Origin of the sequence: Ideonella azotifigens (assembly GCF_021043325.1) — a bacterium.
Taxonomy (GTDB): Bacteria; Pseudomonadota; Gammaproteobacteria; order Burkholderiales; family Burkholderiaceae_C; genus Ideonella; species Ideonella azotifigens.
Genome location: NZ_JAJNKD010000035.1, coordinates 1 through 8380, shown reverse-complemented (window position 1 = coordinate 8380; position 8380 = coordinate 1). Strand labels below are relative to the sequence as shown.

Below are 8380 nucleotides of genomic sequence, written 5' to 3'. Positions count from 1 at the left end.
GCCGCAGCGCCGATGCGCCCCTTCGCGTCCACGCGCCAGTAGCTGATGCATTCGCCATCACAGAACGCAGCGCCCTCTCCTTTGGGCACGGCGTGAGCCCACCACCACGGCCGGACGCTCGCCAAGCTGGCGTCGGCGCTCGCCGCCATGGCGGCGAGATCGCCCACCAATCCGGCGGGCGTCGTGCCCACGATCCACGGCGAATCCTTGGGCTGCGGCCATGTCGCCAATCTGGCTTCGACCGCGGCGTCCCCGTGGCCAAGGCTCGCACTCAGCGCGATCTCCGCCTCTTCAATGCTGCGCAGTCCCACCACCGGATCGACGCTGTGCAACGCACACCGGTTGCCGCCCAGCCACACGCGCCAACGCCGTTGTGGCCTGTCAGCCAAGCCTTGCGCCAACTTCGCACGCCAGTCCTCCTCCGTGATCGGCTCGACACGGACCTCGCCATCGACACGCACGGCCAGCGTGCGACCCGCCAGGTAGATGTCGCCCGTCCTACCCGCCCTATCAGACCTGTCCCACCACACGAAACAGTTCCTCCAAAGTGGATTGCGATTGCTGGATGCGGCGGATGGCTTGCTGCAGCAATGGCTGCACCTTGCCGGCAGGCCCGACATCGCCTTCGAACGCCAGGCGCTTCAACTCCGTGACCTCTGCACCGCCCAGGATCCGGTCGCGCAGGTGGTCGCCAATGACGTGCACCTCGGCGATCACGAAGCGGCCCCGGTAGCCGGTGCCGTGGCAGTGCTGGCAGCCTTGTGCGCGAGGCAGCTCCGCCGGCATCGGCCCGAACGTCGCTTCATGTCTTGCCCACCACGCGGCTTCTTCCGCAGAAGGCGGTGCGCTGGTGGCACAGGCCTGGCACAGCCGCCGCATGAGCCGCTGGACGACGACGCCATTGAGCGAGGACACGAAGCCGAACATGTCCAGCCCGAAGTGCCGGAAGCGCCCGATCACGTCGAACAGCGAATTCGCGTGCACGGTCGTGAACACCAGGTGCCCCGTGAGCGCCGACTGCACCGCGATCTCGGCCGTCTCACCATCCCGGATCTCGCCGACCAGGATGCGGTCCGGGTCGTGGCGCAGGATGCTGCGCAGCCCTCGTGCGAAGGTCAGCCCCTTCTTCTCGTTGACCGGAATTTGAAGCACGCCCGGCAGTTCGTACTCCACCGGGTCTTCGATCGTGATGATCTTCTCCAGCCCGGTGTTGATCTCCGAGAGCGCCGCATAGACCGAAGTCGTCTTGCCGCTGCCGGTCGGCCCGGTGACGAGCAGCATGCCGTGAGGCAGGCGCGCGAGGTGCCGCAGCCGGAAGGCACTGTCCGCATCGAAGCCCAGGGCGTCCAGCGTGACGTCGTCGCCCTTGCTGCGCAACGTGGACTTGTCCAGCAGCCGCAACACCGCGTCCTCGCCAAACACGCTGGGCATGATGGAGACCCGCAGGTCGACCTCGCGCCCTTCGAACCGGAAGCGGAAGCGACCGTCCTGCGGCAGGCGGCGCTCGGTGATGTCGAGCTGGGACAGCACCTTGAGCCGCGAGATCACCTCCTCGGCCAACTGGAAGCCTTCCAGGCGTTCGAACTTGGCCATCACGCCGTCCAGCCGGTGCTTGACGGTGAGCCCTTGCCGGTCGCACTCGAAGTGCACGTCGCTGGCACCGGTGCGCCAGGCGGCGAGCAGTGCCCGGTCCACGAAATCGACAATGACCGAGCCGTTGGCCGAGCCAGCGCTTGTGCTGGTAGCCGGGGCAGCCGATGCAGGCCCAGGGAACGCTGGCGCGCCCGACGCAGCGTCGAGCAGCACATGCCACCTCGCCAGTTCATCGGCACTCGCAGCCAGCGGCTCCAGCGCCTGGCCGAGAATCGCGCTGGCACGCTGCAATGCGCGGTCATCCCAGGGGTCGGCCATGGCCAGGAAGCTGATCCCTGCACCCTCGCGCACGATGGCCACGCCCACCGGCAGGGCCAGCCGCGTCGGCAGGCTGACCAGATCGGCAAGGCCGGCACTGGTGCGAACGCCTGAATGCGCCGGCAGCAAAGCCTCCCAGGGCCAGCCAGGCTGTTGGCGGCGCAAGGCATCGAGCACCGTGCCCGCATCCGCTGCGCGCGCTTTGCTGAGCTCGGCCAGGACGGCGGATGCGGTCGGTACAGGGGCGGTCTTGGGGCTGCTCATCGCACAGACCCCGCAATGTCGAAGATCGGCATGTACAAGAGCACCACCATGCTGCCCACCATCAGCGCGACGCCCAGCAGCAGCACCGGCTCGACGATGCGCGTGGCGCGCTCGATGAAGGTCTCGAAGGTCTGGCGATGCCGCTCGGCGATGGCGCGCAATACCCGGTCGAACTCGCCACCTCGCTCGCCTGCGCGAATGAGCCGCTCGGTCACCGGATCCGTCAGCCCCACCGAATCAAAGCTCACCGACGCCGCCGCCCCTTGCTCGATGCGCAACCTGGCCTGCGTCAGCCTGGCATGCATCTCCGGCGCCTGCGCCAGGGTCAGGCACACCCCCAGCGCCTCGTGCAGGCTGTAGCCGCCGTGCACCAGCAGGGCCAACGCTTCGAAGAGCCGTGCGCGCTCGAAGTGGCCGGCCTGCACCGCAAGCCAGGGCCAGACGCGCAGCAGCCAGGCCAGCAGTTGTGCCGGCCGCGTCCCACTCAAGGCCCAGAGCACGCCGGTGAACAGCAAGGCCAAACCCACAGGAGCAAGCCAGGGCTGCGCCGAGAGCAAGGCGCTGAAGGCCAACAACCCACGCGTGGCGGTGCTCACACCCGCGCCGGCCTCCGAGTACAGCTTCGCAAAGCGCGGGATCACCACCAGCAGCAGGAACACCGCGATCAGGCTGCCCAGCCCCACGACGACGGCCGGGTACAGCGCCGCGCTGATCACCTTGCGCCGCAGGCCGCCCACCATGTCGTCAAAGCGCAGGAAAGCGTCCAGCGCGTGCGTGAGGTCGCTGGTGCGCTCGCTGGCGCGCACCGAGGCCACCAGCAAGGCGGGGAAGCCGCCCACTTGCTGCATCGCGGTGGACAGGCTCTTGCCTTCGCGCAGCCTGGCCAGCAAGGCCTCGTGCATGGACGCTGGCCCTGCCGCCGCGGCCAGTGCATCCAGCGCTTCCACCACCGACATGCCCGCTTGCAGCAAGGCGCGAAGCTCGCGGCACCACAGGGCCAGGTCTTCCTTGCGTTTGCCCCCAGCGGCCGCCTGCCGGCGACCGCGCAGGGTCCGCAGCTCCAGCACCGTGTGCCCGGTCGCCGAGAGCAAGGCACGCGCAGCCGGCTCGTCGTCGGCCTGCAACCGGCGCAGCTCGACCGCGCGGCTGGCGGGGTCGAACAAGCGGGCTTCGAAGTCCATGTTCAGTGCCACGCAGGCGCGTCAGTTGCTGAGATCGGCGTCGTCGCCAGAGCCGCCGGTACGCTTGTCGTGCCCGAGGCTGAGGATGTCGTAGTCCCGGCCGCTCGTGCCCGGCATGCGGTACTGGTACGGCGAGCCCCATGGGTCGGTGGGGATCGCGTTCTTCATGTAGGGGCCACGCCAGCGCGCATTGCCGTCAGGCGCGGCCATCAGCGCCGCCAGCCCTTGCTCAGTGCTCGGAAAGCCCCCCATGTCCAGGCGATAGGCCTGCACTGCCTTGTCCAGCGCATCGATCTGCGCCTTGGCCGCGGTGACCTCCGAGCGGCCGATCTGCCCCATCAGGCGCGGCCCGACGATGCCGGTCAACAAGCCGATGATCAGCACCACCACCAGCAGCTCAAGCAAGGTGAAGCCACGCGCCTTGGCAGCAAGGGCGACGGGAGAGATGGGCCGGCTCAAAACGACATTCATGAAGACAACCTTGGCGTAAAAACCCAATCGGAATAGTGCGTGGCCGCAGGCAGGTCGCTGAACTCCAGCTGCTGCGGCACTTGCGCCCACGGCTTCTTGTCGGACCGGCTGCGCACGCCCGAGATGTCGCCGCGCGCATCGCGCAGCAGCGCCCAGTCCGCTTGGCCCGTGAGCGGGTCCGGATACAGCGCCCGCAAGTGCCGCCGAACCACAGCGGCACGTCTGTCGGTCAGCAAGTCCTCCAGGCTTCCCGGAAAACGTGCATCCCCGCCCGGCGTGCTGGCGCGGTAGCGGGCCAGCGCCGCAGCGTAGGCATCCCCCACGCGAAGCAGTTGCCGCTCGTTCTCGCGCGCGATCTGATCGGCCCAGCGCTGGGCGACCAGCGAGGCTGCCGTGCTGGCCACCGCCAGCAGCAGCAGCACGAACACCCAGCCCATGCCCTGTTGCGCCACGCGCAGGGACTGGGGCTGGCGCGCCTTGCGAGGGTCACCAGGCCGCATACAGGCTCCCATCTCGCGACAGGCCCGCGGCACCGCTGTGCACGTCGTAGACCTGGCCTTGCGCGCCCGACGGTGGTGGCACCACGGTCCAGGTGAGCACGCTGTCGGTGACCGGGTCCGGCGGGACTTCGCGCAGGTAGCGCTCCTTGGCCAACTCGGCGAGTTCCGAGGGGTAGCGGCCGCGGTCGGCGTTGAACTTGTCGATGGCGTCGCGCATGGCGCGCAGGTTCTGCTTGAGCACGATCTCGCGGGCCCGGTCCACATGCTCGACGTAACGCGGCACGGCCAGGCCCAACAGCAGCGCCAGGGCCGCGAGCACGACCAGCAGCTCGATCAGGGTGAAGCCGGCGGGCGGGCGCAGCGATGGGCCGAGCGTTGGGCGTTTGCAGGAGCGCGCCATCACCAGTCCTTCAGGGGCACGCCATTGCTGCCCTTGGCGGTTGAACTGGACTGGACATCAAACACGTCGGCACCAGCGTGCGGCGCCTCCGGCGGGCTGTCGTAGCTGCGCAAGGCCCAGCTGGCCTCCGCGGTCAGTTCAGGCGATGCAAAAGGATCCCGCGGCAAGCGCCTGAGGAAGTAGCGCGGCTGGCCGTGCACGTCCATCACGCCTTCGGTCAGGCTGGCGAGCTTGGGCGGGTAGCCGGAGCCGCCGGCCTCGCGGGCGATCTGGCCGGAGTCCACAGCCTTCTTGTAGGCGTCCAGCCCGCCGCGGATCTCCCACAGCGCGTCCCGCAGGGCCTGCTCCTTCTGCCGCTGCGCGGCCATCTCGGCCATCGGCATGGCGCCCATCGCCAGGATGGACAGCACGGCCAGCACCGCCAGCAGTTCCACCAGCGTGTAGCCGCCAGGCTTGAGTGCCTTCACGGCTGGACCTCGACGGTGAAGGCAGGCGGCGGCGTGGCCTTGCCCCGCTGGCCGTCGCCCGTGACGACGCTGGCGGCGCCCATTGACAGGCTGTAGCGACCAGGCTTGGGCGCCACCATGCGCCACTCGAACAAGCGGCCCTTGCCTGGCGCGACGGTGGGCTTGGAGCGCAGCGCGCCGGTGTCAATCGCGCCGGTGTCTTCATCATCAGAAGCGCTCAGGCTCACCGGCGTCTGCGGATCCCGGCCCCAGAAGTCGCCAGCTGCCGACTCGGTGACGTGCAAAGCGCCCGGCACGCCCTGCAGGCCCAGGTTCAGGCTGCGCAGGCCCAGGGGGGTCTCGCCATCGAGTGCGAGCGTGAAGACCTGCCCAGCCTTGACGGTGGCCGGGCCCTGCCACTGGAAGGTCATGGGCAGCAGCGGCAGATTCTCGTTGCCGACCGCCGGGCCAGCAGCGGGCGCGGCATTTGGGGCTGCATTGGGGGCGGGAGCAGTGGCAGGTGCGGTGGCCTTGTTGCCGTCCGGCTTGGCCGGCAGCTCAGGCGCCACGCGGCCGCCCACCTGGCGCAGCCGGGTGTAGGCCTCGGTGCCCACCCAGAGTTCGGCTTCGCTTGGATCGGGTTGCCGCAGGTTGCGCACGATGCGCGGTGTGATGGCCAGGACCAGCTCCGTGCGGCTGCCGTCGTCGAGTTGGCTGCTGAACAGGCGGCCCAGCACCGGCACGTCGCCCACCAGCGGAATGCGGCTCGCGCTGGTGCGGTCTTCCTTGCTCAGCAGGCCGGCGAGCAGTTGGGTCTCGCCGTCCTTCAGGCGCAGCGCGGTGCTCGCATTGCGGGTGCTGATCTGGTAGGCCACGGTGCCGGAGGTGGTCTTGATCTGGCTGGCGAGTGAGCCGACTTCCAGGGCCAGCTTGATCAGCACTTCGTCGTTGGCATAGATGGTGGGTTCAATCTCCAGCTTCAGGCCCACGTCCAGGTAGCTCACCGAGTCACTCACAAAGCCGGTCTGCGAAGTGGTGGTGGTGATGATGGGCACCTTGTCGCCGATCAGCACCTTGGCCTTCTCTCGGTTGCGAGCCCTCACGCGCGGGTTGGCCAGGATCTCGAAGTCGCCCACCTCACGCCGCAGGTTGAGCGTCACGCTGCCCACCGACACGCCGATGCGCCCGTCGTCCAGGTTCCGCAGGTTGGCAATGGTCAGGCCGCCACCGGAGCTGGGCGCCAGCGCCGACAGGCTGATGCTGCTGGGCACCTGCAAGCCCAGCTCGGTCAGCCGGGTCGAGCGGATCTCCAGCACTTCGAGTTCCAGCAGCACTTCCGGTTCCTGCGTGTCGTACAGGCCGATGAGCCGTTCGGCAAGTGCCACGGTCTCCGGCGCCTCGCGCAGGGCCAGCATGTTGCTGCGCTCGTCCACGAAGGGGTCCTTGAGCTTGAGCATGGACTTCAGGAAGCTGGCCGCGCCCTTGGCCTCGGCACTGGCCAGGTAGAAGACGCGGATGACCTGCTCCTGGTATTCGCGCTGCTTGTCCGGCGTGTTCGGGTAGATCAGCACGGTGCGATCGTCCAGCACCTTGCGAGCGAGCTGGTGGGTGCTGACGATGAGGTCCAGCGCGTCTTCCACGCGCACCTGCTTGAGGTAGACGGTGACCTTCAGGTCCTGCCGGATGTCCTTGTCCAGCACGAAGTTCAGCCCGCTGTTGCGGCTGACCAGGTCCAGCACCTGGCGCAGGCCGGCATCCCGGAAGTCCAGCGAGATGGGCCGCTGTTCGGCGAGGCCTGCTTGGGAGGACTGCAACTGCTGGCTGCGCTGCGCGGCCTGGATCTGCAGCTTCAGCGCTTGCAGGCCAGCGTGTTGTGGGTCGGACTTGAGGCCTTCGTCGATCACGCGCAGGGCCGCCGTCAACTGGCCTCGGGTGTGCAGGCCTTGGGCCTCGTCGAGCACGCTGGCGAGCCGGCGGTTGAGGCGCAGCTGGGCCAGCATGGCTTGGGCACGTCCGTTGGTGGCATCCAGGGCGAGCGCGCGTGCGATCAGGCGTTCGGCTTCGTCAGGCCGGCCGGCACTTCGTTGCCGCGCGGCATCGTCCAGCCAGCCTTGCAAGGTGGCGTCGCGCAGCGTGAGGTACTGCGCTCGAAGGTTGGCATCTTCCGGGTAGCGGCGCAGACCGTCCTCCAGCGTGCGCAAGGCTTGTTCAGGTTGGCCGCTGGCGGCTTGTTCGCTGGCTTCGTGCTGGACGAGGCCGGCACAGCCGGACAGGCCCAGCAGCGTGGCGCCAAACAATGCGGAGAGGCACAGCACACGTGCGCCGCGCTTTGCGCCCGCAAGCGGAATGGACCGGACAAGAGAGGACAACATCGTCATGGATCAAAAATTGGCCATCAAGGGGCCGCTTCGGCAGGCAGGGGCAGGCTCACGGTGGGCATGAGCAAAGGGTGGCGCAGCCGGATCTCGGTGGCGGTGATGGCTTCGATGCGGTAGCCGCTGCTCAGCTCCACGCCGGGCGCTGCGACCACGGCCTGCTGGCCGTCCTGCACGAACAGCAGGCGCGCGCCGTCCGGGCCGGCAAAGCGGCCGAGGACGCGGTGGGTCATGGGCGGGGCTTGGGGCGGCGGCGGATCGATGTTGGCTGGGGCAAGCGCTTGGGGGGTGGGCTGCGCGGCAGGCTTGGCGGGCTTGCCTGTAGGCGCTGAAGCATCGGGATAGAACGGGTCGCGCGTGGCTTCGCTGAGGACCACGGGATCGGGCTCGGCACTGGCGCTGCCTTGTCTGACGGCAAGCGCCGAGGAAACGGGCGTGGACGCTGGCGGTGATGCCGCCGCTGAAATGGCCGGCACAGCCTGCGCGCGCGTGCGTGATTCGGGAACCTGCACCTCGCCCGGAGGCCAGAAGATGGCCCATGCGCTGGCCAGCACGCTTGACCCAAGGGCTGCCATCAAGACCGGGTGCAGGCGGCGCTGGGCAGGCGGTTGTGCCGTCGCGTTCACGGTTGCGGCGCTCGTTCGAACACGCGGAATTCCAGTGTGGCTTCCACCACGCCACTCTCGGTTGCTGCGCCACGGCGAATGTCCAGCGAGCCCAGGGCCAGCATGTAGGGGTGGCGCGCCAGCATGTCGCGCAGCCAGCCTTTGAGTTGCGGGTACCGGCCTCTCACCTCAGCTTGCATCAGCGAGCTTCGGTAGGGGCTGCCGGC

General features: G+C 68.7%; 10 protein-coding genes. All 10 read right to left on the bottom strand.

What is annotated here, in order from left to right; translation table 11 throughout:
* On the bottom strand, positions 1 to 461 hold a 461-nt coding region (locus LRH25_RS32325; RefSeq protein ID WP_141288046.1), incomplete at its 3' end, for a hypothetical protein.
* Between the two features lie 49 nt (positions 462 to 510).
* Positions 511 to 2175, bottom strand: coding sequence for a GspE/PulE family protein (locus LRH25_RS32320; RefSeq protein ID WP_141288047.1), 1665 nt, complete (start codon positions 2173 to 2175; stop codon positions 511 to 513).
* Positions 2172 to 3356: a type II secretion system F family protein gene (locus tag LRH25_RS32315; protein ID WP_170200893.1), complete on the bottom strand. Its 1185-nt coding sequence runs from the start codon at positions 3354 to 3356 to the stop codon at positions 2172 to 2174. The genes LRH25_RS32320 and LRH25_RS32315 overlap by 4 nt, the downstream gene beginning before the upstream one ends.
* A 21-nt stretch (positions 3357 to 3377) precedes the next feature.
* Positions 3378 to 3827 (bottom strand): type II secretion system major pseudopilin GspG, encoded by a 450-nt coding sequence (gspG, locus tag LRH25_RS32310; RefSeq protein ID WP_141288049.1) that lies wholly within the window; start codon positions 3825 to 3827, stop codon positions 3378 to 3380.
* Complete coding sequence (locus LRH25_RS32305) at positions 3824 to 4327, bottom strand: type II secretion system protein (protein ID WP_141288050.1); 504 nt, start codon at positions 4325 to 4327, stop codon at positions 3824 to 3826. Before LRH25_RS32305 ends, gspG begins: the two co-directional genes overlap by 4 nt.
* A complete protein-coding gene (locus LRH25_RS32300) occupies positions 4314 to 4727 on the bottom strand; it encodes a type II secretion system protein (RefSeq protein WP_141288051.1) in 414 nt (137 codons plus the stop codon). Before LRH25_RS32300 ends, LRH25_RS32305 begins: the two co-directional genes overlap by 14 nt.
* The gene (locus LRH25_RS32295; RefSeq protein WP_141288052.1) at positions 4727 to 5194 is read right to left on the bottom strand and encodes a type II secretion system protein; all 468 of its coding nucleotides are present in this window, start codon (positions 5192 to 5194) and stop codon (positions 4727 to 4729) included. The genes LRH25_RS32300 and LRH25_RS32295 overlap by 1 nt, the downstream gene beginning before the upstream one ends.
* Positions 5191 to 7551, bottom strand: a complete 2361-nt coding sequence (locus LRH25_RS32290; protein ID WP_141288053.1) for a secretin GspD/PilQ domain-containing protein — start codon at positions 7549 to 7551, stop codon at positions 5191 to 5193. The genes LRH25_RS32295 and LRH25_RS32290 overlap by 4 nt, the downstream gene beginning before the upstream one ends.
* Positions 7552 to 7568: 17 nt before the next feature.
* Positions 7569 to 7781, bottom strand: a complete 213-nt coding sequence (locus LRH25_RS32285; RefSeq protein ID WP_141288054.1) for a hypothetical protein — start codon at positions 7779 to 7781, stop codon at positions 7569 to 7571.
* 389 nt (positions 7782 to 8170) lie between these two features.
* Positions 8171 to 8380: hypothetical protein (locus tag LRH25_RS32280; protein WP_211361405.1), on the bottom strand; the 210-nt coding region annotated here is incomplete at its 5' end.

Excerpts from the sequence above, each read along its gene's own strand:
- LRH25_RS32315 (WP_170200893.1), bottom strand. The coding sequence starts at position 3,356 with ATGGACTTCGAAGCCCGCTTGTTCGACCCCGCCAGCCGCGCGGTCGAG.
- LRH25_RS32320 (WP_141288047.1), bottom strand. The coding sequence starts at position 2,175 with ATGAGCAGCCCCAAGACCGCCCCTGTACCGACCGCATCCGCCGTCCTG.
- LRH25_RS32290 (WP_141288053.1), bottom strand. The coding sequence starts at position 7,551 with ATGACGATGTTGTCCTCTCTTGTCCGGTCCATTCCGCTTGCGGGCGCA.
- gspG (WP_141288049.1), bottom strand. The coding sequence starts at position 3,827 with ATGAATGTCGTTTTGAGCCGGCCCATCTCTCCCGTCGCCCTTGCTGCC.
- LRH25_RS32305 (WP_141288050.1), bottom strand. The coding sequence starts at position 4,327 with ATGCGGCCTGGTGACCCTCGCAAGGCGCGCCAGCCCCAGTCCCTGCGC.
- LRH25_RS32285 (WP_141288054.1), bottom strand. The coding sequence starts at position 7,781 with ATGACCCACCGCGTCCTCGGCCGCTTTGCCGGCCCGGACGGCGCGCGC.
- LRH25_RS32300 (WP_141288051.1), bottom strand. The coding sequence starts at position 4,727 with ATGGCGCGCTCCTGCAAACGCCCAACGCTCGGCCCATCGCTGCGCCCG.